Source organism: Haemophilus sp. HN_Hi08 (assembly GCF_049824455.1).
GTDB lineage: Bacteria > Pseudomonadota > Gammaproteobacteria > Enterobacterales > Pasteurellaceae > Haemophilus > Haemophilus influenzae_D.
Genome location: NZ_CP187493.1, coordinates 1,596,709 through 1,622,201 on the forward strand (window position 1 = coordinate 1,596,709; position 25,493 = coordinate 1,622,201).

25 protein-coding genes, 4 tRNA genes and 1 other annotated feature are annotated in these 25,493 nt (G+C 38.0%); of the genes, 15 read left to right on the top strand and 14 right to left on the bottom strand.

The features are described from left to right. Window positions 1–51 precede the first annotated feature (51 nt). The 3 genes from ACPT8O_RS07765 to fur all read left to right on the top strand — a co-directional run bounded on the left by ACPT8O_RS07765 (window position 52) and on the right by fur (window position 1,924). Entirely contained in the window at window positions 52–834 is a 783-nt protein-coding gene (locus ACPT8O_RS07765) for an alpha/beta fold hydrolase (protein WP_005653834.1), read from the top strand. 96 nt (window positions 835–930) lie between these two features. Beyond that, entirely contained in the window at window positions 931–1,455 is a 525-nt protein-coding gene (gene fldA / locus ACPT8O_RS07770; RefSeq protein WP_005648709.1) for a flavodoxin FldA, read from the top strand. 28 nt (window positions 1,456–1,483) lie between these two features. Then, on the top strand, window positions 1,484–1,924 hold the full coding sequence (gene fur, locus ACPT8O_RS07775; protein WP_005664329.1) for a ferric iron uptake transcriptional regulator: 441 nt from the start codon (window positions 1,484–1,486) through the stop codon (window positions 1,922–1,924). 107 nt (window positions 1,925–2,031) lie between these two features. On the opposite strand, the gene gdhA is transcribed toward fur, so the two are convergent. The 5 genes from gdhA to ACPT8O_RS07800 all read right to left on the bottom strand — a co-directional run bounded on the left by gdhA (window position 2,032) and on the right by ACPT8O_RS07800 (window position 5,937). After that, complete coding sequence (gdhA, locus tag ACPT8O_RS07780; protein WP_021034985.1) at window positions 2,032–3,381, bottom strand: NADP-specific glutamate dehydrogenase; 1,350 nt, start codon at window positions 3,379–3,381, stop codon at window positions 2,032–2,034. A gap of 359 nt (window positions 3,382–3,740) precedes the next feature. Further along, a complete protein-coding gene (tatC, locus tag ACPT8O_RS07785; RefSeq protein ID WP_021034984.1) occupies window positions 3,741–4,511 on the bottom strand; it encodes a twin-arginine translocase subunit TatC in 771 nt (256 codons plus the stop codon). 9 nt (window positions 4,512–4,520) lie between these two features. Further along, a complete protein-coding gene (gene tatB / locus ACPT8O_RS07790; protein WP_054249370.1) occupies window positions 4,521–5,081 on the bottom strand; it encodes a Sec-independent protein translocase protein TatB in 561 nt (186 codons plus the stop codon). Between the two features lie 3 nt (window positions 5,082–5,084). Then, on the bottom strand, window positions 5,085–5,312 hold the full coding sequence (gene tatA / locus ACPT8O_RS07795) for a twin-arginine translocase TatA/TatE family subunit (RefSeq protein ID WP_021034982.1): 228 nt from the start codon (window positions 5,310–5,312) through the stop codon (window positions 5,085–5,087). A 217-nt stretch (window positions 5,313–5,529) separates the two neighbouring features. Next, window positions 5,530–5,937, bottom strand: a complete 408-nt coding sequence (locus tag ACPT8O_RS07800) for a MerR family transcriptional regulator (RefSeq protein ID WP_005671199.1) — start codon at window positions 5,935–5,937, stop codon at window positions 5,530–5,532. Window positions 5,938–6,057: 120 nt separating this feature from the next. On the opposite strand from ACPT8O_RS07800, the gene ACPT8O_RS07805 reads away from it, so the two are divergent. After that, window positions 6,058–7,194: an S-(hydroxymethyl)glutathione dehydrogenase/class III alcohol dehydrogenase gene (locus ACPT8O_RS07805; RefSeq protein WP_021034981.1), complete on the top strand. Its 1,137-nt coding sequence runs from the start codon at window positions 6,058–6,060 to the stop codon at window positions 7,192–7,194. 8 nt (window positions 7,195–7,202) lie between these two features. Then, entirely contained in the window at window positions 7,203–8,030 is an 828-nt protein-coding gene (gene fghA / locus ACPT8O_RS07810) for an S-formylglutathione hydrolase (RefSeq protein WP_021034980.1), read from the top strand. 184 nt (window positions 8,031–8,214) lie between these two features. Here the strand turns inward: fghA and ACPT8O_RS07815 are convergent, their stop codons facing one another. Together ACPT8O_RS07815 and nagK are read right to left on the bottom strand one after the other, a co-directional pair. Further along, complete coding sequence (locus ACPT8O_RS07815) at window positions 8,215–9,654, bottom strand: alanine/glycine:cation symporter family protein (RefSeq protein ID WP_021034979.1); 1,440 nt, start codon at window positions 9,652–9,654, stop codon at window positions 8,215–8,217. A 183-nt stretch (window positions 9,655–9,837) separates the two neighbouring features. Then, window positions 9,838–10,752, bottom strand: coding sequence for an N-acetylglucosamine kinase (gene nagK, locus ACPT8O_RS07820; protein ID WP_021034978.1), 915 nt, complete (start codon window positions 10,750–10,752; stop codon window positions 9,838–9,840). 270 nt (window positions 10,753–11,022) lie between these two features. On the opposite strand from nagK, the gene tesB reads away from it, so the two are divergent. Both tesB and ACPT8O_RS07830 read left to right on the top strand, forming a co-directional pair. Continuing rightward, the gene (gene tesB / locus ACPT8O_RS07825) at window positions 11,023–11,883 is read left to right on the top strand and encodes an acyl-CoA thioesterase II (protein WP_041175306.1); all 861 of its coding nucleotides are present in this window, start codon (window positions 11,023–11,025) and stop codon (window positions 11,881–11,883) included. A gap of 10 nt (window positions 11,884–11,893) precedes the next feature. After that, window positions 11,894–12,760, top strand: a complete 867-nt coding sequence (locus tag ACPT8O_RS07830) for a ferritin-like domain-containing protein (protein ID WP_021034976.1) — start codon at window positions 11,894–11,896, stop codon at window positions 12,758–12,760. A 75-nt stretch (window positions 12,761–12,835) separates the two neighbouring features. Here the strand turns inward: ACPT8O_RS07830 and cysS are convergent, their stop codons facing one another. Next, window positions 12,836–14,215 carry a cysteine--tRNA ligase gene (gene cysS, locus ACPT8O_RS07835; RefSeq protein ID WP_021034975.1) on the bottom strand — a complete coding sequence of 460 codons (1,380 nt, stop codon included), beginning with the start codon at window positions 14,213–14,215 and terminating at the stop codon, window positions 12,836–12,838. A gap of 102 nt (window positions 14,216–14,317) precedes the next feature. Between cysS and ACPT8O_RS07840 the strand changes: the two genes are divergently transcribed. The 3 genes from ACPT8O_RS07840 (at window position 14,318) to ACPT8O_RS07850 (ending at window position 16,186) form a co-directional block, all read left to right on the top strand. Next, the gene (locus ACPT8O_RS07840) at window positions 14,318–14,827 is read left to right on the top strand and encodes a peptidylprolyl isomerase (protein ID WP_005690982.1); all 510 of its coding nucleotides are present in this window, start codon (window positions 14,318–14,320) and stop codon (window positions 14,825–14,827) included. A 54-nt stretch (window positions 14,828–14,881) separates the two neighbouring features. Next, window positions 14,882–15,670 carry a TatD family hydrolase gene (locus tag ACPT8O_RS07845; RefSeq protein WP_021034974.1) on the top strand — a complete coding sequence of 263 codons (789 nt, stop codon included), beginning with the start codon at window positions 14,882–14,884 and terminating at the stop codon, window positions 15,668–15,670. A gap of 111 nt (window positions 15,671–15,781) precedes the next feature. After that, the gene (locus ACPT8O_RS07850; RefSeq protein WP_227894290.1) at window positions 15,782–16,186 is read left to right on the top strand and encodes a hypothetical protein; all 405 of its coding nucleotides are present in this window, start codon (window positions 15,782–15,784) and stop codon (window positions 16,184–16,186) included. 100 nt (window positions 16,187–16,286) lie between these two features. Here the strand turns inward: ACPT8O_RS07850 and trxA are convergent, their stop codons facing one another. The 3 genes from trxA to ACPT8O_RS07865 form a co-directional block, all read right to left on the bottom strand. After that, entirely contained in the window at window positions 16,287–16,610 is a 324-nt protein-coding gene (trxA, locus tag ACPT8O_RS07855; RefSeq protein ID WP_021034972.1) for a thioredoxin, read from the bottom strand. 119 nt (window positions 16,611–16,729) lie between these two features. Next, entirely contained in the window at window positions 16,730–17,725 is a 996-nt protein-coding gene (locus ACPT8O_RS07860; protein WP_021034971.1) for a 2-hydroxyacid dehydrogenase, read from the bottom strand. A gap of 12 nt (window positions 17,726–17,737) precedes the next feature. Then, window positions 17,738–18,847, bottom strand: coding sequence for a methionine biosynthesis PLP-dependent protein (locus ACPT8O_RS07865; RefSeq protein ID WP_041175305.1), 1,110 nt, complete (start codon window positions 18,845–18,847; stop codon window positions 17,738–17,740). Window positions 18,848–19,093: 246 nt separating this feature from the next. Between ACPT8O_RS07865 and ACPT8O_RS07870 the strand changes: the two genes are divergently transcribed. From ACPT8O_RS07870 to ACPT8O_RS07885, 4 genes are all read left to right on the top strand, one after another. After that, a tRNA-Gly gene (locus ACPT8O_RS07870) sits at window positions 19,094–19,169 on the top strand. 6 nt (window positions 19,170–19,175) lie between these two features. After that, window positions 19,176–19,249 (top strand) — tRNA-Cys (locus ACPT8O_RS07875). Window positions 19,250–19,276: 27 nt separating this feature from the next. Next, window positions 19,277–19,363, top strand: a tRNA-Leu gene (locus ACPT8O_RS07880). 50 nt (window positions 19,364–19,413) lie between these two features. Continuing rightward, a tRNA-Lys gene (locus ACPT8O_RS07885) sits at window positions 19,414–19,489 on the top strand. 222 nt (window positions 19,490–19,711) lie between these two features. On the opposite strand, the gene thrC is transcribed toward ACPT8O_RS07885, so the two are convergent. From thrC to thrA, 3 genes are read right to left on the bottom strand one after another with little or no spacing between them, the layout of a single operon-like run. Then, window positions 19,712–20,989, bottom strand: a complete 1,278-nt coding sequence (gene thrC / locus ACPT8O_RS07890; protein WP_021034969.1) for a threonine synthase — start codon at window positions 20,987–20,989, stop codon at window positions 19,712–19,714. A 42-nt stretch (window positions 20,990–21,031) separates the two neighbouring features. Then, window positions 21,032–21,976, bottom strand: coding sequence for a homoserine kinase (thrB, locus tag ACPT8O_RS07895; RefSeq protein ID WP_021034968.1), 945 nt, complete (start codon window positions 21,974–21,976; stop codon window positions 21,032–21,034). A 12-nt stretch (window positions 21,977–21,988) separates the two neighbouring features. Further along, window positions 21,989–24,436 (bottom strand): bifunctional aspartate kinase/homoserine dehydrogenase I, encoded by a 2,448-nt coding sequence (gene thrA / locus ACPT8O_RS07900; RefSeq protein WP_021034967.1) that lies wholly within the window; start codon window positions 24,434–24,436, stop codon window positions 21,989–21,991. Window positions 24,437–24,471: 35 nt separating this feature from the next. Then, window positions 24,472–24,590 (bottom strand) — a sequence feature (Thr leader region). Window positions 24,591–24,760: 170 nt separating this feature from the next. On the opposite strand from thrA, the gene ACPT8O_RS07905 reads away from it, so the two are divergent. Then, window positions 24,761–25,474 (top strand): YggS family pyridoxal phosphate-dependent enzyme, encoded by a 714-nt coding sequence (locus ACPT8O_RS07905; RefSeq protein ID WP_021034966.1) that lies wholly within the window; start codon window positions 24,761–24,763, stop codon window positions 25,472–25,474. Window positions 25,475–25,493: the final 19 nt, after the last annotated feature.

Consider the following 25,493-nt stretch of genomic DNA (forward strand, 5'->3'; position numbering starts at 1 on the left):
AAAATTTTTTTCAATTATAACGACTTCTTTACAAATTCTCACGTAAAAATTATGGCAAAATCATTACTCAATTATCAATTTCATCAAGTAAAACAAACGATTAATACACCTGTTTTAATTTTTATTCACGGTTTATTCGGCGATATGGATAATCTCGGCGTTATCGCGAGAGCTTTTAGTGAACATTACAGTATTTTACGTATTGATTTACGCAATCACGGCCATAGTTTTCATTCGGAAAAAATGAATTATCAACTGATGGCTGAAGATGTTATCGCAGTAATCCGCCACTTAAATTTATCCAAAGTGATATTAATTGGTCATTCTATGGGGGGAAAAACCGCCATGAAAATCACCGCACTTTGCCCAGAATTAGTCGAAAAATTAATCGTAATTGATATGTCTCCTATGCCTTATGAGGGATTTGGTCATAAAGATGTTTTTAATGGTCTATTTGCGGTAAAAAATGCAAAGCCTGAAAATCGTCAGCAAGCCAAACCGATTTTAAAACAAGAAATTAATGATGAAGACGTTGTACAATTTATGTTGAAATCTTTTGATGTTAATTCAGCTGATTGTTTTCGTTTTAATCTTACCGCGCTTTTTAACAATTATGCCAATATTATGGATTGGGAAAAAGTACGTGTATTTACGCCAACTCTTTTTATTAAGGGTGGAAATTCCTCTTATATAAAAATAGAAAATAGCGAAAAAATTCTAGAACAATTTCCTAATGCAACTGCCTTTACGATTAATGGCAGTGGACACTGGGTTCACGCCGAAAAACCTGATTTTGTTATTCGTGCAATTAAACGATTTCTAAATAAGAATTAAGTAGTTTAAGTGAGAATGCTTTTATGATATAGTTCGCCAAATTTGGATAAGCCTTATAATCAATAGATTAAATTTAATATAAAAAAGGAAATAAAAATGGCAATAGTTGGTCTTTTTTATGGTAGTGATACTGGAAACACTGAAAACATCGCAAAACAAATCCAAAAACAATTAGGTAGTGATTTAATTGATATTCGTGATATTGCCAAAAGTAGCAAAGAAGATATTGAAGCATACGATTTCTTGCTTTTCGGTATCCCAACTTGGTATTACGGCGAAGCACAAGCAGACTGGGATGACTTTTTCCCAACACTAGAAGAAATCGATTTTACAGATAAACTTGTAGGTATTTTCGGTTGTGGCGATCAAGAAGATTATGCAGATTATTTCTGTGATGCTATCGGAACTGTGCGCGATATTATAGAGCCACACGGTGCAATTGTGGTAGGAAATTGGCCAACAGAAGGCTATAATTTTGAAGCTTCGAAAGCCTTATTGGAAGATGGCACTTTCATCGGATTATGTATTGATGAAGATCGCCAACCAGAGCTTACCGCAGAGCGTGTAGAAAAATGGTGTAAACAAATTTATGATGAAATGTGCTTAGCTGAATTGGCTTAGTATTTTGTGCATAATAGGAAGAAAAATTATGTCTGAAGAAAATATTAAATTACTCAAAAAAGCGGGATTAAAAATTACAGAGCCTCGCTTAACTATTCTCGCTTTAATGCAAAATCATAAAAATGAACATTTTTCTGCAGAAGAAGTTTATAAAATTTTGCTGGAACAAGGTAGTGAAATTGGATTAGCCACAGTTTATCGTGTGCTTAATCAATTTGATGAAGCGCATATTGTGATCCGTCATAATTTTGAGGGAAATAAATCCGTTTTTGAGCTTGCTCCAACAGAACATCACGATCATATTATTTGTGAAGATTGCGGTAAAGTATTTGAATTTACGGATAATATTATTGAACAACGTCAGCGTGAAATCAGTGAAAAATACGGCATAAAATTAAAAACGCATAACGTGTATCTTTACGGCAAATGCAGTGATATTAATCATTGTGACGAAAACAATTCAAAATAAATAATATCTAAGGCGACAAAATGTCGCCTTTCTTATATTCAAATTTCATCCTAAAAAATAACCGCACTTTATTACAGTGCGGTTATTTAGTTTAACTTTTTTATTTGTTAATAAACGCCTTGGGCTAACATTGCATCAGCCACCTTAACAAAGCCTGCTACATTTGCCCCAACAACATAGTTAATGTTTTCTTGACCTTCAATTGTGCCGTATTTTTTACAGTTTGCGTGAATATCTAACATAATGCGATGTAATTGAGCGTCCACTTCTTCCGCTGTCCAATATAAACGTTGTGAACTTTGTGCCATTTCTAAACCAGAAGTAGCAACACCACCAGCGTTGGCAGCTTTACCCGGGCCAAATAATACATCTGCAGCTAGTAATGCTTCTGTTGCTTCAATTGTTGTTGGCATATTCGCACCTTCAGCCACTAATTTCACACCATTTTTAATTAAACGTTGTGCATCAGAAAGTTCTAATTCATTTTGAGTTGCACAAGGAAGTGCAATATCAACTTGCACTTCCCAAGGGCGTTTACCTTCAAAATATTGCAAACCAAACTGTTCTGCATAATCTTTCACACGCCCACGTTTTGTATTTTTAATATCGAAAAGTACGGCTAATTTTTCAGTAGTAAATCCATTTGGATCATAAACATAACCTGATGCATCAGAACAAGTTACTACTTTTGCACCAAGAGATAATGCTTTTTCAATAGCGTATTGTGCTACATTACCAGAACCAGAAACTGAAACTACTTTACCTGCAAAACTATCGCCTTTTTCAGCAAGCATTGCTTGAGCAAAATAAACTAATCCATATCCCGTTGCTTCTGGACGAATTAAACTACCACCAAAAGAAAGACCGCGACCAGTGAAAACACAGGCTGATTGGTTTGATAATTTTTTCATATAGCCAGCTAAATAGCCAACTTCGCGCCCACCGACGCCTATATCGCCTGCGGGAACATCTGTATCAGCTCCTACGTGACGATAAAGTTCAGTCATTAATGCTTGGCAAAAACGCATAACTTCAGCATCAGATTTGCCTTTAGGATCAAAATCTGAACCGCCTTTTGCCCCGCCCATAGGCAATGTTGTTAAAGCATTTTTAAAGATTTGCTCAAAACCTAAGAATTTTAAGATAGATAAATTTACTGATGGATGGAAACGCATTCCCCCTTTAAATGGGCCTATGGCACTATTAAATTGTACACGAAATGCTCGGTTTACTTGCACTTGCCCTTTATCATCAGTCCACGCCACACGGAATTGAAATGCACGTTCTGGTTCAACTAAACGTTCTAATAATGCTTCTGAACGATATTTAGGATTGGCTTCTAAAAAAGGCCAAATTGATGTGAATACCTCGCGAACCGCTTGTAAAAATTCAGGTTGATGACCATCGCGTTGAACAACTTTTGTTAAAAATGCGTCTAAGGAAGCAACTTTTGACATAATGAATTTCCCTCTTTGTTGATGTTGTGTGTATTGTATTTTTATTGTCTTCGCCTTGTGAGGCGCATAGACAATATGCAATGGCTAATTTAATCTTGCAACCATTTTTATAAAGGAAATTTAAAGAAAAGGAAAAAGTAAAGAAATTATCTAAAAAATATCGTATTTATTAGATAAAAAATAAAAAACTACAATAAACCATCAAGTAATGATATTTTCAATAAAAATATAGAACAGACTACAAATCATATTTCTAGTAAATCACTACGAAAATATGTTTTATGAAAAAACAAAATTAGGGTTATATCAATATAATAAAAACGGGGGCAAAGCCCCCATACTATTAACAACTCAATTCATCATTGTGTTTTTTCTGATTCATCATTATTTTCAACCGCACTTTCATCGTCTTTTGGTTGATAAAATCGAGCAACCAATAGACCTAGCTCAAACAGCAAGCACATCGGTACGGCAAGCAAAGTTTGTGAAAAAACATCAGGAGGCGTTAAAAGCATTCCAATAAAAAATGCCGCAACAATAATATAAGGGCGTTTTTCGGAAAGAGCCTTTACAGTGGTAATACCAGTCCAGCAAAGTAGAATAATCGCAATTGGCACTTCAAAACAAACGCCAAAAGCTAAAAATAACGCTAAAGCAAAATCTAAATAACTACTAATATCTGTTGCGATGGCAACACCTTCTGGGGCTGTTTGTGTAAAGAAGCTGAATACAAAAGGAAAGACGACATAGTAAGCAAAAGCAACACCGCAATAAAATAAAATCGTACTAGAAAATAACAACGGATAAATCATCCGTTTTTCGTGCTGATATAAAGCAGGTGCAATAAAAGCCCAAATTTGATAAAGCAAATAAGGAACAGAAATAAAAATTGCAACAATCACAGTTAATTTAATTGGCGTAAAGAAAGGAGTTTGAATATTGGTTGCAATCATTGTTGCGCCTTTTGGCATAACAGCCGTTAAAGGTGCTGCAACAAAATGATAAATATCATTGGAAAAGTACACCAAAGCAACAAAAACCAATACCACACAAATTACACAGCGTAATAAACGGTTTCTTAGCTCAACAAGGTGCGTAATTAAAGGTTGAGATTCATCCACATTACTCATAAAAACTCGCTATGATTTAGTTTTTGAAGATTGAGATTTTGACGCTGGAGCGATTTCAATATCATCAGGAGGATAATAGCTAAATAAATGTGTGTTCAGTTCTGCTTTCTCGTGAGTTTCAAGTACGGTCAAATCTGTAGGTGTTTTTTCTGCTTCAGATGAAGTTTCTGCAGCCTCCTCAACTGAGATTGCATTTTGAGGCTTTTCTGCATTTTCAGCCACACTTTTGATTTCTTTGATTTGATCTTCCACCGTTGTACCAGCTTGAGCTGCTTTATCTTCTAGCTCCGCTTTCATCTTATCTGCTTGAGCTTTTAATTCTTCCACCGTTTTACTCAATTCTGGTGAAAGGGCTTGCAAGTTAAGGGATTCCGCTTTTTTAATGCTATCTTGTAATTCTTGCAATTTTAGTTCTTGTTTTAACTCATTTTGAACGTTAGCAGCTAAACCACGAATCGTTTTTACCCAATCCATTACGGTGCGAATTGCTATAGGCAAACGTTTTGGGCCTAATACAACTAATCCCAAAATCATTAGCAAAATAAGTTCTGAAAAACCAATATCAAACACGGATTAAGCCTGTTCTTTCTCTTTTATACTTTCTTTTTTTGCAGAAGCTGTTTCATTATCTATAGACTGAAATTCTGCATCTTTTACTTTTTCATCTTCTTTCATCGCTTTTTTGAAACCCTTCACTGCTGCGCCAAGATCTGAACCAGCATTTCTTAATTTTTTCGTGCCAAAAATCAATAAAATAACGACTAATAAAATAATCAGTTGAGCGGGGGACAAACCAAACATAATAAACTCCGTTCTGTAAAAAAGAAAAAATTTGGCTCGGAATATACTCTTTTTAGCCATTTAGAACAATAGCTATCGGAGATTATTTTTATGTTATCCTGATCTTGATCACAAAACCTGATTTTTAACTTATTTATGTAATAAAAAAGTTAAAATTTATCTATCTCTAAAAATTGTATTTTTCTTCTAATTCTGTGATGTGAGCACTTTTATCCTTTTAGCTTGTTTCAGGAATCTGCGGTAAATTCACGGCTTCCACCGAGCCTAATGCTTTGGCTTTTTGATAAAATGCTAACTTATATTCCAGTAAGTCTAAATAGCGTTTTAATTCGGCAATTTGACACTTCACATTTTCTGTTTGATTTTCAAATAAGGACAGGCGTTCTTCAATAGTATCGTCGCCAATGATAGTACATTCCGCAAAGCGTTTGATATCTTTTAAGCTCATTCCTGTATTTTTCAAGCATTGTAATAAACTTAACCATTGCAAATCCTTGTCGGTAAAACGGCGATTACCGTATTCATCACGTCCGACATTAGGTAACAAGCCTTCTTTGTCATAAAAGCGTAAGGTGTAGGCGGAAATGCCTATTTTTTCAGCAGCTTTAGCGGTGGTGTAAGTCACTTTTTATTCCCTTTAAACAAAAATGGTAAAAAACACTTGCTTTAGAGTGAACTCTAAAGTGTAAACTGTTGCTATCTTGCTTAGGCAAGGCAACTTTGTCAATGAATTAAGAGGAAAACAATGGAAATTAAACAAATCAACTCAACCATCAAATCTCGTGCGGCGGTGGCATTCTCACCAAACCAACCCTTACAAATTGTGGAAATTGACGTAGAAATGCCACGCAAAGGCGAAGTGTTAATCCGCAACACTCACACGGGCGTGTGCCATACTGATGCATTTACGTTATCAGGAAGCGATCCTGAAGGGGTATTCCCAGTGGTGCTAGGACACGAAGGTGCGGGTGTTGTTGTTGCGGTTGGCGAAGGTGTGTTAAGCGTAAAACCGGGTGATCACGTCATTCCTCTTTACACGGCTGAATGTGGCGAATGTGAGTTTTGCCGCTCGGGTAAAACCAACTTATGCGTCTCAGTACGTGATACGCAAGGTAAAGGCTTAATGCCAGATGGCACGACGCGTTTTTCTTATGAAGGTCAGCCAATTTATCACTATATGGGCTGTTCGACTTTCAGTGAATATTCTGTTGTTGCAGAAGTGTCACTGGCGAAAATCAACCCAGAAGCGAACCACGAACAAGTATGTTTGCTCGGCTGCGGCGTTACCACGGGTATTGGAGCGGTGCATAACACGGCAAAAGTGCAAGAAGGAGACTCTGTTGCAGTGTTTGGCTTGGGAGCGATTGGTTTAGCTGTGGTGCAAGGTGCACGTCAAGCCAAAGCGGGGCGTATTATTGCTATTGATACAAATCCTGCAAAATTCGATTTGGCAAAACAGTTTGGTGCAACGGATTGTTTAAACCCAAACGATTACAACAAACCGATCAAAGATGTGCTGTTAGACATCAACAAATGGGGCATTGACCATACCTTTGAATGTATCGGTAATGTAAACGTAATGCGTCAAGCATTAGAAAGTGCTCACCGTGGCTGGGGACAATCCATTATCATCGGCGTAGCGGGTGCAGGACAAGAAATTTCAACGCGTCCGTTCCAATTGGTAACAGGCCGAGTTTGGAAAGGTTCAGCATTTGGTGGCGTGAAAGGTCGCTCTGAACTTCCACAAATGGTGGAAGATTCAATGAAAGGCGACATTCAGTTAGAACCGTTTGTGACTCACACAATGCCACTCGATCAAATCAATGAAGCCTTTGAGTTAATGCACGAAGGTAAATCGATCCGCACAGTTATTCATTACTAAGGTACGTTATGAAACTGATTGAACAACATCAAATTTTTGGCGGTTCGCAGCAAGTTTGGGCACATAATGCCCAAACACTTCAATGCGAAATGAAATTTGCCGTTTATTTGCCAAATAATCCAGAAAATCGACCGCTTGGTGTGATTTATTGGCTTTCTGGCTTAACTTGTACAGAACAAAATTTCATTACCAAATCAGGCTTCCAGCGTTATGCGGCAGAACATCAAGTGATTGTGATTGCCCCCGATACAAGCCCTCGCGGAGAGCAAGTGCCGAATGATGCGGCTTACGATTTAGGGCAGGGAGCGGGCTTTTATCTTAATGCGACCGAGCAGCCTTGGGCGACGAATTATCAAATGTATGATTATATTTTGAATGAGTTACCTATTCTAATTGAAGCAAATTTCCCTACCAACGGCAAACGTTCTATTATGGGACATTCAATGGGCGGACACGGTGCATTGGTATTGGCACTGCGAAACCGAGAACTTTATCAAAGTGTTTCTGCTTTTTCACCCATTTTGTCGCCAAGCCTCGTGCCTTGGGGAGAAAAAGCCTTTACTGCTTATTTAGGGGAAGATCGTGAAAAATGGCAGCAATATGATGCCAGCTCTCTCATTCAACAAGGCTATAAAGTGCAAGGTATGCGCATTGATCAGGGCTTGGAAGATGAGTTTTTACCGACACAATTGCGTACCGAAGATTTTATCGAAACCTGTCGAGTGGCAAGTCAGCCAGTCGATGTGCGCTTCCACAAAGGCTACGATCATAGCTATTACTTCATCGCCAGTTTTATTGGCGAGCATATTGCCTATCATGCGGCATTTTTGAAGTAAGCTAAAGAGCGGTCAGTTTTCAAAGCAGTTTGGAATAGCCGGCACGAGGGCGGTAAAAAGTGCCGGCAATAGTTTATTCAGTCTGAACTAGAAGAACCAAGCCTGAAACAATATCAAAAAATTTCTTTAAATAATAATCTAACTCTTTGGAAAGGTAGATAATCTCTTTCTAGCCATTTTATCTTTATTTCCAAATGCGAGAATCAAATATTTTCTTACGCAATTCAGGGTGTTCGTCAATTTTAAACTCTGGTGTTTTTCCTTCTTTAAGCTGGCGTTGATAATCCTTCATTAATTTCCATACGATTGGCGACAACATCAAAATTGCGATCAAGTTAATGATTGCCATGACTGCCATTACAGTATCTGCGAAATTCCATACCACATTACCTGAACGAACCGAACCAAAATACACGAAGAATAGCACCATTAAACGGAACAACAATACAAACCAAGATTTGTTTTTAATAAAACGGATATTACTTTCCGCATAAGCATAGTTACCAATAATAGAAGAATAAGCGAATAACAATAAGATAAACGCTAGGAAATGCACCCCAAATTCACCTATGTGATATTGCAAAGCATTTTGCGTAAGTGAGATACTTTTGAGCGTTTCGCTACCATAATTATTGGAAAGCAAAATAATAACGGCAGTACAAGTACAAACGATCATAGTATCAACAAACACACCGAGCATTTGCACTAAACCTTGGCTAACTGGATGCTTCACGTGAGCTGCTGCAGCCGAATTAGGCGCAGACCCCATCCCCGCTTCGTTTGAGAATAAACCACGTTTAATCCCCATCATCATTGCTTTTGATACCAGCGCACCAAACATTCCGCCAGCTGCTGCGTCAAAACTAAATGCACTTTGAACGATACGATGAATCACGGAAGGAATCATATCTATATGCATTCCAAGAATAATCACCGCCATAATCAAATAGAAAAGTGCCATCATTGGCACAAGGTTGCTCGAAATAATCGCAATACGCTTAACGCCACCGAAAATAATAAGTGCGGTCAAAATTACTAATGAAATGCCGACATATTCTCCTTTCCAATTCCACGCATTGCTCGTCGCTTCAACAATAGAGTTCGCCTGCACAGAATTAAATGCGAAACCAAATGTAAAAATTAATGCAAGCGCAAAAGCCACTGCCATACAACGTGATTTTAAACCTTGTACAATATAATAAGCAGGGCCGCCACGGAATGATCCATCTTTATCTTGAATTTTAAATAATTGAGCAAGGGTAGATTCAGCGAAAGCACTCGACATACCAATAAATGCCGTTACCCACATCCAAAACACTGCGCCTTCGCCCCCTAAGGCGATCGCCGTTGCAACCCCACCAATGTTACCCACACCAACGCGGCTCGCAAGACCTGTTGTAAACGCTTGGAAAGGTGTTAATGAACTTCCCTCCACCGAACGACCAAACCACATTTCACGAAGGCTTGCAGGGAATAAACGGAACTGCACAAATCCTGTTGTAATGGTAAAAAATAGACCAGTCCCAAGCAAAATAATAATGGTGGCATCCCATAAAGGTCCATCAAGGTGTGCGACTATCCAAGTTAGCACTTCTTCTAACATTTTTGAAAATTCAAATTCCATAATCATCCCTCAAGCGATAAATAATTTGATTGTATAGTTTTTCAATGAAAAGGCGAGATTTTTTAATGATTTCTCTAAATAAAATAAACACAAACAAGAAAAAATCTAATAAATTTAGAATATTCTAAATATTTTCCAAAACAAAGGGCGTATTATTTGAATACGCCCCACTAGTTTGTTGAATTATTTGGTTAAAAACAACGCTGCCGCACCACGCACACCACCAGAATCGCCGTGTTTCGCTTTTTTGATTGGTGGAACTTTTGCTGTCCGCATCAAATGAGGCGGAAGCGCTTTTGGTAAAGCCTCATAAAGATAATCAAAATTAGATAATCCACCACCTAACACAATCATATGCGGATCAAATGCCGTAATGATATTGCCAATAGAAATCGCCGCCAACTCAACAAAAAGATTCACAAAATCTACCGCACTTTCATTGCCTTGATAGAACAAATTAATAATTTCACGAGCAGATAATGTTTCGCCTTTCAAATCTCGATAAAGCATTTCAAAACCACGCCCAGACAGATAATTATCCAAACAAGCCTTGTTGCCACAACCGCATTGATAAATGGGGGCTTTATCCCATCCTAATAATTTCAAGGCATGATAGTTTAGTTGTAAATGACCAAGCTCTCCTGCCATTCCCATTTGACCTGAATGAACGTTACCGTTTAAGACAAAGCCACCACCAAAACCAGTCCCAAGAATTAAACCAAGTACAGTCGGATATTGCTGATTTTCTACATCCCAGGCTTCAGATAACGCAAAACAATTTGCATCATTTTCTGCCCTCACTTCACGGCCTAAACGCACAGACAGATCGCGTAAAATTGGTTTATTATATGCCACACGAATATTGGTAATTTCGGCTAATCCAGTTTGTTGATTAACAAAACCAGGTACGCCCAAACCAACGGTGCCTATTTCACCAAACTTTTCATCAGCACGATTCACTAAATCCACAATCGTGTTAAGCCATTCTTCATAGTCGGTTTTAGGTGTTGGCACCCGTTCAGAATATAATTTTTCCAATTTTTCATTGAATACGGCAAGCTCTATTTTCGTGCCACCAATATCTAAACCATAATACATAATCTGCTCCTTTATAAAGAAGTGCGGTTAAAATTAGGCAAAATCTTAACCGCACTTTAATCATTATTTTATGACGAAGATCGCCTTTTTCTTCAAAAAGATCAAAATAATGCTATTAATTACTCAAAATAGCAAGTCTCAAATCTAAAAGATATTATGAATATAAGCATTCAACCTTTTTATATCGCAAGCTTTTTGTTTCCAACTTTGGCATTCCTAAAAATCTCCGCTAAAATAACCGCACTTTTTCTTATCCTCGAGGAAAGCAATATGTCAGATATTCTCAATAACCTTATTCATCTTCTTAAACTTGAAAAAATTGATGATTTAATCTTTCGTGGTGAAAGCCAAGATTTAGGTTTTCGCCAAGTATTTGGTGGGCAAGTTGTGGCTCAAGCATTATCAGCGGCAATGCAGGTGGCACCAGAAGATCGTATTTTACATTCTTGTCATGCCTATTTTCTTGCTCCGGGAGATAGTCAATATCCGATTATTTACGATGTAGAAACCTTGCGTGAAGGGCGTAACTTTTCTGCATTACGCATAAAAGCCATTCAACATAAAAATACCATTTGTCATGTAACCGCTTCTTTCCAAGTGCCTGAAAAAGGTTTTGAACATCAAAATACAATGCCAAATGTTGGCGCGCCTGAAGACTTTACGGATGAAAATGTGATGCTACAAAAAGTAGCTCAAACCTTGCCAGAACCACTCAATGAAAAATTTGCAGCAGAGCGTCCATTTGAGGTGAGAACCAAATATTTGAATAACCCATTTAACGGGACAAAATTGCCAGCCGAGCAATATTCTTGGTTTAAAACCAATGGTGAAACGCCGCTTGATATAAAAATTCAGCAATGTTTATTGGCTTATTTTTCCGATTTTCACTGTATTTTGACCGCACTTCATCCGCACGAAAAAGGCTTTTTACAAAAAGGAATGAAAGTGGCAACCATTGATCATAGTATTTGGTTCCATCGCCCGTTTGATTTAAATCACTGGCATTTGCACGCAATTGAAAGCAATAATGCCTTTGGAGGTCGTGGTTTGGCTCAAGGGCAGATTTTCTCGCAAGATGGTCAATTAATCGCAACAACACAACAAGAAGGCTTGATCCGTTTTAACGAATAAGAGAGAAAAAATGACCGCACTTATTACACAATTTTGGCAACAAGTTGAAACTGTGCTAAAAACAGCAAATCCACAAGAAAAATGTCGTTTAGTCAATGATCTCTACGATAATCTTCTGCCACAAATTCAGTTGATTAAATTAGAAGATTTTCCCGAAGTCGTTCCGCAAGATAATATTGCCGCTTTTCCTGAAAAACCGCTCTTAGTTGCACCAAAAGATGTACCAAAACGTTCTTTTGCCACAGAAGAAGGCTATGCTGCCACATTGCACGCTATCGCACATATCGAGTTTAATGCGATTAATTTAGGCTTAGATGCGGCTTGGCGATTCGGGCGTAATGCACAAGAAGAACTTGGCGAAGGTTTAGCTTTTGTGAAAGATTGGTTGCGTGTCGCTCGTGAAGAAAGCACGCACTTTTCCTTAGTCAATGAACATTTGAAAACATTGGGTTATCAATATGGTGATTTTGAAGCCCATGCTGGATTATGGGAAATGGCGCAAGCCACTGCTCACGATATTTGGGAACGAATGGCGTTAGTTCCTCGTGTATTAGAAGCAAGAGGCCTCGATGCAACACCTGTTCTGCAAGAGAAAATCGCACAACGTAAAGATTTTGCCGCAGTGAACATTTTGGATATTATTTTGCGCGATGAAATTGGCCATGTGTATATCGGCAATCATTGGTATCACGCCCTTTCTAAAAAACGGGGTTTAGATGCGATGAAATGTTTTACAGAGCTGTTACACAAATATCGTATTGTAATTTTTAAAGGTGTCATTAATACCGATGCTCGTATTCAAGCAGGTTTCACTCAACATGAGTTGGATTGGATTTATGAAGTGGAACAGACATTAAAATCCTATATTAAGAAATGATGAAAAAATAAAAAGACTAAGTTCGATTGAATACCGAACTTAGTCTTTTTAATGAAAGTGATTTAACGTTTAAATTTATTGCTTACGCCAAGTTGTTCCATTCGGCCCATCTTCTAATACGATGCCCATAGCTGTCAATTCATTACGTGCTGAATCTGCGGCAGACCAATCTTTAGCCGCACGCGCTTCATTGCGTTGTTTAATCAGTGCTTCAATTTTTGCCACTTCATCATCGTTAGAACCTGCTTGTAAGAATTTCTCTGGTTCTTGTTGAAGTAATCCTAAAATCGCACCCAATTCACGCAAACGTGCAGCAAGTCCATTAACTTTCTCAACATCTTCTGTTTTTAACTTATTAATTTCACGTGCCATTTCGAATAAAACAGAAAGTGCATTTGGCGTATTAAAATCATCATCCATTGCTTCACGGAAAGTTGCAACAAAATTTTCTCCGCCAAAAGCAACCGCACTTTGATCTGTTCCGCGTAAAGCCGTGTATAAACGTTCCAACGCACCTTGTGCTAAATTCAAGTTTTCTTCGCTATAATTGAGCTGGCTACGATAATGTGCTGTTAATAAGAAATAACGTACCGCTTCTGCATTGTAGTGGTTTAATACATCACGAATTGTGAAGAAATTGCCGAGGGATTTCGACATTTTTTCTTTGTCTACCATGATCATGCCGGAATGAATCCAATAATTCACATATTGTCCGCCATGCGCACAGCAAGATTGTGCGATTTCATTTTCGTGGTGAGGGAACATTAAATCAGAGCCACCACCGTGAATATCAAAATGTTCGCCAAGCTGTTTGCAGTTCATCGCTGAACATTCAATATGCCAACCTGGACGACCTGCGCCCCAAGGGGAAGCCCAACTTGGCTCGTTTTCTTTTGACATTTTCCAAAGCACGAAATCCATTGGATTTTTCTTGATTTCATTGATTTCAATACGTGCACCAGCTTGTAATTGCTCAAGATCTTGACGGGATAATTTGCCGTATTCTTTGAAGCTTTCTACATCAAACATCACGTCCCCATTATCCGCAACATAAGCATGTCCGCGTTTAATTAATTTTTCCACAATTTCAATAATTTCTGGAATATGATGCGTCGCACGAGGTTCAAAATCAGGGCGTAATACATTAAGTGCATCAAAATCTTTATACATTTCCTGCACCATGCGATCCACTAACTGATCGCAGGTTTCTTTGTTTTCTAACGCACGTTTAATAATTTTGTCATCTACGTCCGTAATATTACGTACATAAGTTAAATCGTAACCCAAAGAACGCAAATAACGGGCAATCACATCAAAACACACAAAAGTGCGTCCATGACCGATATGGCATAAATCATAAACAGTGACACCACAAACATACATTCCCACTTTATTTTCGTGGATAGGTTTAAAGATTTCTTTTTCTCTCGTTAAGGTATTGAAAATTTTTAGCATTTTTAAGCTCGTAAAATGAAATAAAAACAAACCGCACTTTTATAGCACTTTTACCTCGATTGTGGAATAATACAACCCTTAATTTTTTAGAGGGAAAACAAAATGGTTACATTACACACAAACTTTGGCGACATTAAAATTAAATTGGATTTTGATAAAGCTCCAGTTACAGCAGAAAACTTCTTAAATTACTGCAAAGAAGGTTTTTATAATAACACAATTTTTCATCGTGTTATTGATGGCTTTATGATTCAAGGTGGCGGTATGGAAAGCGGTATGCGCGAAAAAGCAACTAAAGCCCCAATCCAAAATGAAGCGAACAATCGTTTAAGTAACAAACGTGGAACCATTGCAATGGCTCGCACTTCAGATCCACATTCAGCGACAGCACAATTTTTCATTAACGTGGCAGACAATGATTTCTTAAATTATCGTTCAAAAGAAATGTTTGGTCGCGAAGTCGTTCAAGAATGGGGCTATGCAGTATTTGGCGAAGTGGTTGAAGGTATGGATGTTGTTGATAAAATCAAAAAAGTGAAAACAGGCAACAAAGGCTTTCATCAAGATGTTCCAACTGAAGATGTAGTGATTACATCGGTTTCAGTAGAATAATGGCAAATGGCGGATGAATTCCGCCATTTTTTATCGACCTAAAGGAAAATGCCCATGCCTTTCTTCGACACTCACACGCATCTCGATTATCTCCAACAATTTACAGGGGAACCTTTATCACAGCTTATTGATAATGCTAAGCAAGCCGATGTGCAAAAAATACTGATTGTGGCGGTGAAAGAAGCTGATTTTAAAACAATCCAAAATATGACCGCACTTTTTCCTGATAATTTGCACTATGGGCTTGGGCTACATCCTCTTTATATTAAAGCACACGCCGAAAATGATTTGATTCTGTTAGAACAAGCCTTAAAAAATCGTGATACAAATTGCACGGCGGTGGCAGAAATTGGTTTGGAACGCGCGATTCCCGATTTGCTCACCGATGAACTTTGGGCAAAGCAATGTCATTTTTTTGAAAGCCAACTTTATTTGGCAAAACAATTTAATTTACCCGTCAATATTCACAGTCGAAAAACACATGATCAAATTTTTACTTTTTTAAAACGTATTCCATTATCTAAACTTGGCGTGGTACACGGTTTTTCAGGAAGCTACGATCAAGCAAAACGCTTTGTTGATTTAGGCTATAAAATCGGAGTTGGCGGCACCATCACTTATGAACGAGCTAATAAAACTCGTCAAGCGATTACAAAACTACCACTTGACGCCTTAGTGTTGGAAACAGACAGTCCAGATATGCCTGTATTTGGTTTTCAAGGCCAACCTAATCGACCAGAACGTATTGTGGAAAGTTTCAAAGCCCTTTGTGTCTTAAGAAATGAACCTGCTGAATTGATTAAAAAAGTCACATGGGAAAATGCTTGCCAGATTTTTTCTTGATCCACGTCACATTACTGAAATTATTTTGAATTAAATAATAGAAAAAAGAAACTGAGCATAATAATATCCGCCTCGTAGAAAGTTTTTCTCAACACACAATAAAGATATATTATGTCGCAAATCTATACTCAGGTGAGAAAGTTAGCGGAACTACAATTTGCAAAACGTTTAATTACTCAAATCTTTGAGTATGCAAGAAATAAAAATATCAAAACCGCATTACATGTATGCCGTGGCAACTGGACCAAAGATGAAAGCGTATTACTGTGCGAGCCTTATACATCATTAGTAGATTTATTTGAATCGGCATTACCTGATATTTTAATGCTCGAATTTTCTATACCAAGAGCGGGAGAATTAAGTTCGTTATTAGAAAGTAAAATCTTAAGACAAAAATGTATTTTAGGCTTAGGCGTTATCAATCCTCGTTCTGATGAGGTAGAAACCGTAGATCAGATTGTTCAACGAGCAGAAAAAGCCTTTCCTTTAAATATAGAATTTGAGCAAGTGCTTTGATTAGCATCAGATTGTTTCTCAAAATATCAGATAAAAAAATTGCCCCATTAAGGGGCAATCTTATCAATGCTCTAAAGTTACTTATAACTTTAAGCAACGATTAAATATGTTGGTTAATGAAGTTAGCCAATTGAGTTTTTGGTAATGCACCAACTTGAGTTGCAACAACTTGACCGTTTTTAATCAATAATAATGTTGGGATACTACGAACACCAAATTGTGCTGGGGTTGCTTGGTTGTCATCCACATTCATTTTCACGATTTTAACTTTACCTGCAAATTCAGGCGCAAGTTTATCTAACACTGGAGCAATCATTTTGCAAGGACCACACCAAGGTGCCCAAAAGTCTAATAAAACGGGGATATTTGAATTAACTACAACACTTTCAAAATCTGCGTCATTAATGTGTAATACTTCGCTCATTTTGTTTTCCTTATTTTGTGAATGGAATCCCTATATAAGGGCTTTTTTTAAACTTACAAGTGCGGTGCAGAATAACACCGTTTAAAAAAATGTAAACTAATCGTTTTAATTGCCAAAAGCTAAGACGGCAAAACAATATTTTCACACACTTTGCCCAATTTCAATTTATAAACATTTGATAAAGTCACATCCGCAATATTCGTTAGTGCCTCTTCGGTTAAAAACGCTTGGTGACCCGTTAGCAACACATTATGGCAAGAAGATAAACGGCGGAAAATATCATCTTGAATCACTTCGTTAGACTTATCTTCAAAGAATAAATCACGTTCATTCTCGTAAACATCCATACCTAACGCCCCGATTTTACGCTGTTTTAACGCATCAATTGCAGCTTGAGTATCAATCAAAGAACCGCGACTCGTATTAACTATCATCACGCCATCTTTCATTTTTGCAAAAGCCTCGCGATTTAATAAATGATAGTTTTCTGGCGTTGCTGGGCAATGGAGCGTAATCACATGAGATTTAGCATAAAGCTCATCCAATTCAACATATTGTCCACCAAAGTCTTCCACCACTGGATTTTTGAAAGGATCGTACGCCAAGATATTCATGCCAAAACCTTTCAAAATACGCATCACCGCAATCCCAATTTTACCCGTTCCGATTACGCCGACCGTGCGTCCGTGCATATTGAAACCAATTAACCCCTCAAGAGAGAAATTCGCTTCTCGGGTACGCTGATAAGCACGATGAATTCGACGGTTCAGTGTCATCATCAAACCGATGGTATGCTCTGCCACTGCTTCAGGCGAATAAGCGGGAACGCGTACAACTTGAATGCCCAATTCTTGAGCGGCTTTTAAATCAACATTATTGAAACCCGCACAGCGCAAAGCCACGATTTTCACACCAAGTGCGGCTAATTTTTCTAATACTTTTCTACTACCATTATCATTCACGAAAATGCATACTACTTCGCAATGCTCTGCCAAACGTGCAGTACTCTCGTTCAACATAAAATCAAAAAATTCTAAATCGAAATTATATTTCGCGTTAATGAGCTCAATATATTTTCTGTCATAGCTTTTAGTGCTATAGATTGCAATTTTCATGGTTTGCTCCAATTATTTTAAGTTTGCAAAAGCCTGTAATAAATCCGCTTTAATATCTTCTACATCTTCAATACCGACTGAAAAACGCAGCAAGGTATTAGTAATCCCACGAGCTACACGCTCGGATTCTGGAATATCCATATGGGTTTGAGTGGCAGGATAAGTAATAAAACTTTCTGTGCCGCCTAGACTTTCTGCAAAAGTAATCAATTTGATGGATTTTAAGAATGTATTAACCCAAACTTCATCTTGCAAACGGAAAGACAGCATCCCACCTTTATTCGGATAAAGCACTGATTCCACTTGTGGTTGAGCTTTTAAAAATTCCGCAATGGCTTGTGCATTTTCTTGATGGCGTTTCATACGCAAAGAAAGTGTCTTCATACCACGAATAGTCAGCCAAGAATCAAACGGAGAAAGTACTGCACCCGCACCATTTTGAATATAAGCAATGCGATCACAAAGTTCTTGCCCTTTTGCAACAATCAACCCGACAAGTACATCATTATGACCAGCAATATATTTAGTCCCGCTGTGAATCACCACATCAGCGCCTAAATCTAATGGGCGAGAAAGCACAGGCGTTAAAAACGTATTATCCACGATCAACATCAAATTATATTTTTTCGCAAGTTTTGCAATTTCAACTACATCACATTCTTCCATTAAAGGATTTGATGGGGTTTCAATAAAAATCGCTTTCGTATTTGGGTTAATGGCAGCTTCAATTTCTGAAGCAGATGCTGTATTAACATAAACAGGTTTTACACTATTGTTATTTTTATAAGAAAAATCTAATAGTCGATAAGTACCACCATACACATCGCTAGAAACAATCCATTCATCTGGTGCAGTGAAAAGCGTCATCAAAACTTGAATTGCCGCCATCCCAGAAGAAAACGCAAAACCACGATCTCCATTTTCTAATTTAGCTATCGTTTCTTCTAATACTGTACGAGTTGGGTTTTTGGTACGTGTGTAATCAAATCCCGTACTTTCACCGATACCATAATGACCATAAGCCGTAGAAAGAAAAATTGGTGCAGAAACCGCGCCCGTACGCTCATCACTGCGATTGCCTGCTTGAGCTAATAAAGTATCGATAGCATATTGTTGTGTCATAACATCCTCTAAAAATAATGAAAAAATCAACCGCACTTTACGTGCTAAAAAACGTTTAACATTTTGGCACAAAGGAAAAAGTGATAAAAGTAGAAATTAGAAAATTACATAAAATTCCATTTTTCCATCATTTTTTGTAATTTATTTAAACAAAATGAACTTTTTTTAAACGGTTAGACAATTTTTTTAAATCTGTAATTGACAGTTATCTGAATTTCCGTAAAATGCGCACCACTAACAGCGAATGCGGGAATAGCTCAGTTGGTAGAGCACGACCTTGCCAAGGTCGGGGTCGCGAGTTCGAGCCTCGTTTCCCGCTCCAATTCGTGGCGTGTTAGCAAAGCGGTTATGCACTGGATTGCAAATCCATGTAGCTCGGTTCGACTCCGGGACACGCCTCCATAATACGCAAATGTTAGTTGTCTATATGCCCGAGTGGTGGAATCGGTAGACACAAGGGATTTAAAATCCCTCGCCTTTCGAGGCGTGCCAGTTCAAGTCTGGCTTCGGGCACCATTTAAATACTAATCTAAAGGTTTTAAAATTCACTTTAAAATCATCTAATTGGGTCGTTAGCTCAGTCGGTAGAGCAGCGGACTTTTAATCCGTTGGTCGAAGGTTCGAATCCTTCACGACCCACCACTTATTAAAATAAAGCAAGCACCGAAAGGTCTTTTTTTATCGCCTAAATTTAATACTACTTTTTCAAATCACTGTCTTATTGATAAATAGCTATTCTTTCTATTAATGTAAAACTAATTAGTTAATACATCCTTATTTTTTATCTTAATACCCTATTTCTAAAAATAAAATAGCACCTGAAAATCAGATGCTATCCAAAACACAATAAAAATTTACCGCACTTTATGACTTCAATAAGTAAGCCCGTAGTTGTGCAAAATCATTCTCCATTTCATCAGAAAGCAATGGTAGCTGATTATGTTTATCCAGTGCTTCAGGTAATGAAAGCTGAATACCAAGAATACGTTCTACGGATTCTTTAAATTTCGCTGGATGTGCTGTACATAGGAAGATTCCTGTTTCACCCGCTTTAAGTTGATCTTTCAGCACTTGGTAAGCTATCGCACCGTGAGGTTCACATAAATAACCTTTCGCCTGCATCGCTTTTAAGGTATCTTCTGTTTCACTATCACTTAGCATATCCGAACCTAAATCAGTTAAATTCCAATCATTTCGTTTAAACAATTCTTCCACTCTCGGCCAGTTATTTGGGCGACTGACATCCATTGCATTAGAAAGGGTTGCCACTGTCGTTTTAGGCTGCCAATTGCCCGATTTCAAATAACGTGGCACAGTATCATTTGCGTTTGTTGAGGCGATAAAGCGTTTTATCGGCAAGCCTAAGGTTTTTGCAATTAACCCTGCAGTTAAGTTACCAAAATTACCACTTGGCACAGAAACCACAACATTATCACGTTTTTCTTTTGGTAATTGTGCGACGGCCTCAAAGTAATAACAAACTTGAGCTAACAAACGGCTAATATTAATAGAATTTGCGGAATTGAGCCCTATAGTTTGGCGTAATTCAACATCATCAAAGGCTTGCTTAACTAAAGCCTGACACGCATCGAAATCAGCGTTAATAGCAACAGTACGAATATTCCCACCTAAAGTACAGAATAGCTTTTCTTGCAATGGGCTGATTTTGCCTTTTGGATAAAGGATAACCACATTAATATTTTCTAATCCATAAAACGCATGTGCTACAGCGGCTCCAGTATCGCCAGACGTTGCCGTTAAAATAGTGATTTTGCCATCACCACGAACTGCTGCAAGTGCCTGAGCCATAAAACGCCCACCAAAATCTTTAAATGCTAGCGTTGGGCCATGAAATAATTCAAGTGCATAAATATTATTTTCCACTTTTTCCAATGGCGCGGTAAAAGTAAACGCATTTTTTACCATTGCATCTAACGTTGCTTGTGGTAACTCGCCATCAATTAATGCACCTAGAATTTTTTGACTACGCTCAACAAGAGGTAATTCAAGTAATTCATTAATGTTATTAAGTTGAGGAATAACTTCTGGAAAGAATAAACCTTGATCCCGCCCAAGACCTTGACGAACAGCCTGAGAAAAAGTGACTTGTTCTTCTGGGTGTTTGATATTGTATAAATTCATATTTAATCCGTTTTTAATCTGATTTCATCTATTTAAATTAACTTATTTAATTTCTCTTGTGCCTTCGTTATCGACCTTACATACATGCACAAAACCTTCATTATTTTGTAAATAATGATTCTCTAAATAAGTTGAAAGTTTAATTGCAGTTTGTAAATCAGGGGCAATAGAGAAAATTGTTGGTCCAGAGCCTGAAATACCTGTGGCAAGTGCGCCTAAGTCTCGCGTAGCTTGTTTTACTTCAACAAAATTAGGTAACAGAGATTCACGATAAGGCTCGGCAATGACATCTTTCATCATAATCGCCGCAAGGTTTTCCTGATGGGTATGGCAAGCATGCACAAAGCCACCTAAATGACGACCATGGGCAATCACGTCTTGTCGAGTATAGCTTTTCGGTAAAATTGCACGAGCTTCGGCAGTAGAAACTTCAATTCCTGGATACGCCAACACCCAATACCAATTATCAAAAAATGGAAGCTTTTGACAAATATTGCCTAACGATTGCACCATAAATTGCACACCGCCAAGATAGCAAGGTGCGACGTTATCATAATGGATTGAACCAGAAATACGACCTTCCAATTCTCCCATCATTTCAAGCAATTCCATTTTCGAAAAAGGTTCATTATGAAACTGATTTAATGCCACTAATGCAGCAACAATAGAACAAGCACTAGAGCCTAAACCAGAGCCAATAGGCATATTTTTTTCCAGCGTTAAACGCAAAGGTTTTACATTTGCTCCGCATAATTTTAATTGCTCAGTAAATAGCACATAAGCTTGGTAAACAATATTTTTTTGCGGTTCTTTCGGTAATTTACGAACAAAATAGCCCGCACTTTCTAACTCAAAACCACTTGAAATAGATTCTATTTGAACCACATCGCCTAACAAAGAACCATCAATTGGAGAGATCGCAGCACCTAAAGTATCGAATCCTACACTAATATTTGCGCTAGATGCTGGAGCATAAATTCTTAACATCTGAAATCCTTATTAATGTTGTAATGTTCTTAAAATATCTGCAAAGATACCTGCCGCAGTAACTGCATTGCCTGCGCCATAACCACGTAATAAAAGTGGGATAGGTTGGTAATAACGAGTATAAAATGCCAAAGCATTTTCGCCATCTTTTACTTTGTAAAGTGGGTTATTCTGATCCACTGCAACAATAGATACTTTACATTTACCTTCACGAATTTTTCCAACATAACGCAATACTTTGCCTTCAGCTTTAGCGGTGGAAACACGAGCTTTAAACTCTTCATCAAGCTGCGGCAACATTGCCATAAATTCATCTGCAGATTTTCCTTCAGAAAAGCCTTTCGGCAATACACCTTCAACTTCAACATCGGAAAGTTCAAGTTCAATTCCTGCTTCACGAGCCAGAATTAATAATTTACGCGCTACATCTTGTCCTGAAAGGTCATCACGGGGATCTGGCTCAGTAAAGCCTTTTTCTCGCGCAAGTGCGGTGACTTCTGAAAGAGAAAGTCCCTCTTCTAATTTACCAAAAATAAAGGAAAGCGAGCCAGATAAAATACCTTCAAAATATTCAAGTTCATCGCCTGCGGCAAGTAAGTTTTGAAGATTTTCAATAACTGGTAAACCTGCGCCCACATTGGTTTCATACAAAAACTTATGGTGGCTTGCTTGAGCATTTTGACGTAATTCATTGTAATATGCTAATTCTCGTGTATTCGCTTTTTTATTTGGTGTAACCACATGGAAACCTTCTTTTAACGCACGAGCATAAAGCCCTGCAACAGACTCCGCCGAAGTACAATCTACAAATACAGGGTTTACCACATGATGTAATTTAATGAAAGAAAGCAATACATCAAAATCTGATGGCTGAGTCGCATTTTCTAAATCGGTTTTCCAATCCTCTAAATTTAATCCATTTTCATCAAGCAACATACGATTAGAATTTGCTATAGCGCAGACACGAATTTCAACATTCTTCTTTGCTAAATACTCCTTTTGGCTCTTTACCTGCTCTATTAATTCTCCGCCTACTCCACCAACGCCCACTAAAAACATATCCACGACTTTTTTATTATTGAAAAGTGCCTGATGGGTAGCTTTTACGGCTTCGATCGCTTTATTTTGTGGCACAACTGCAGAAATTGAACGTTCACTAGAACCCTGTGCAATCGCTACAATGCTAATATTTGCCTGTGCTAACGCAGAGAAGAAACGAGCAGCAATGCCCTTCGCTTGTTTCATTCCATCGCCCACAACAGAAATAATGGATAAATCTTTAATCACTTCAATTGCTTCTAATTGATGCTCATTTAATTCATTAGCAAACTCAGTTTCTAACACAGTTTTCGCTACTTCTGCAGATTTCACTGGCACGCAGAAACTAATACTATATTCAGATGAAGACTGAGTAATTAAAATAACTGAAATGCCTGCGCCTGACATAGCTGAAAATACACGAGATGCCATACCTACCATGCCTTGCATACCAGGGCCTGATACATTAAACATCGCCAAATTGTCTAAGTTAGTGATACCTTTGACTTGTAAACCTTCTGATTTCACATTGCCATCAATAATAGAACCTGGTGCAGAAGGATTTCCTGTATTTTTAATGACACAAGGAATATTTTGTGGCAACAATGGGCCAATCGTACGAGGATGAATGACTTTCGCGCCGAAATAAGAAAGTTCCATTGCTTCACGATAAGAAAGGGTTGGTAATAAACGGGCATCAGGCACTAAACGCGGATCGCAAGTATAAACGCCATCCACATCGGTCCAAATTTCGCATACGCTTGCACCTAAACAAGCGGCTAAACAGGCTGCAGAATAGTCTGAGCCATTACGACCGAGCAGCACCAACTCACCTTTTTCATTACCCGCAGTAAAACCTGCCATCAACACCACTTTATCTTTTTCGATACTTGCTGCATCAACACGTTTTGTTGATTCTTCAATTTCAACAGAAGACTCAAGATAACCGCCTTTTGCCAATAATTGTTTGACAGGATCCACAATATGTACACTATAGCCACGCGCTTCAAACCAAGCTTTCATCATTGCGATAGAAAGTTTTTCACCACGGCAATCAATCGTCGCTTTAACTGCATCTTCTACTTTTCCTGCCTGACGAATTTCTTCTAATAATTCTTTGATTTGAGCAAATTCAGCATCAATAAGCGCCTTGATGCCATTTAAGTCGAATTGATTATTTTCGGTATGCAAGCCATTGATGATATTATAGAAAATTTCGATTGCTTCGTTGAAATGTGTATCGGTTGGTTGATTTAATGCAGCTTTTTCAGAAAGGGCGACGAGATGATTAGTTATTTTGGCTGGTGCTGATAAAACACCAGCAGCCTGCTCTTCTAAATGAGCTTGCTCGATCAATTTCGCCGCTTGGGAAAAACGTTCTGGATTTGCAAGCGAAGTGCCGCCAAATTTAAGTACGCGCATAATTGGTTCTCCTAGAGATATTGTGTTTTTAAATTTATAAAAAAACCCGCTATTCAGTTGAATTGCGGGTTTTCAGTATCCTGTTTTTTGCTGCACTAACCCGCACCATTAATTGTAATAATGGTCATCATAATAGTGGTAATTGTGCTAATGATTACGGATAAAGTGCGGTTATTTTTCATTGTGTTTTATCTTGAAAAATGAATGCGTAAAGAAATACCGAAATTTCCCGAGCTTGTCAAACAGAAAGTAACAAATTTTTCAGAAATTTTCTCAACCAATAAATTTCGTGTAAACTAACCGCACTTTTATAAAGGAGAACCTATGAATATCCAGCATAATCTCAACCTAATTCAGCAAAAAATTGAAATGGCTTGCGAAGAAGCTAAACGCAATCAAAATACCGTAAAATTACTTGCCGTATCTAAGACCAAACCTATTTCCGCGATTCTTTCGGCTTATCAAGCTGGGCAAATAGCCTTTGGGGAAAATTATGTGCAAGAAGGTGTAGAAAAGATCCAATATTTTGAATCTCAAGGTATTAACCTTGAATGGCATTTTATTGGTCCATTACAATCGAATAAAACCCGTCTTGTTGCAGAACATTTTGATTGGATGCAAACACTTGATCGAGCAAAAATTGCAGATCGTTTAAATGAACAACGACCGACCAACAAGGCTCGATTGAATGTATTAATTCAGATTAATATCAGCGATGAAGAAAGTAAATCAGGCCTCCAACCTGAAGAAATGCTAACACTGGCAAAACACATCGAAAATTTACCGCACTTATGCCTACGTGGCTTAATGGCAATACCCGCACCAACTGATAAAATCGCGGAACAAGAAGCCATTTTCAGAAAAATGTCAGATCTATTTGAACAACTTAAACAAGCCTTACCAAATCAACAAATAGATACGCTTTCTATGGGAATGACCGATGATATGCCGAGCGCAATAAAATGCGGTTCTACAATGGTACGCATTGGCACTGCGATTTTTGGTGCGAGAAATTATTCAACATCACAAAATAAATAATCATGGAATAAGGCTCGAA